Source organism: Paenibacillus periandrae, from assembly GCF_022458865.1.
Lineage (GTDB): Bacteria > Bacillota > Bacilli > Paenibacillales > NBRC-103111 > Paenibacillus_S > Paenibacillus_S periandrae.
In genome coordinates this window covers 1-255 of the sequence record NZ_JAJNMU010000218.1, presented here as the reverse complement: position 1 = coordinate 255, position 255 = coordinate 1, and the positions used below count along the sequence as shown (strand labels likewise).

General features: G+C 54.9%; 1 rRNA gene. It reads left to right on the top strand.

The annotated features are described in order from the left end of the window. Positions 1 to 255 (top strand): 23S ribosomal RNA (locus LRL21_RS45300); the annotation flags it as partial.

The following is a 255-nucleotide window of genomic DNA, read 5'->3' as shown; positions in this document are numbered from 1 at the left end:
ACAGTGATTCCGTCAGTAGCGGCGAGCGAACGCGGAACAGCCCAAACCTGAGAGCTTGCTCTCAGGGGTTGTGGGACGTCAAGATCGGGTTAGCAGAATAGGTGAAGCAGTCTGGAAAGGCTCATCAGAGAGGGTAACAATCCCGTAACCGAAAATCTGCGACACCTGTAGACGGATCCCGAGTACCGCGAGACACGTGAAACCTCGTGGGAATCCGGCAGGACCATCTGCCAAGGCTAAATACTCCCTAGTGAC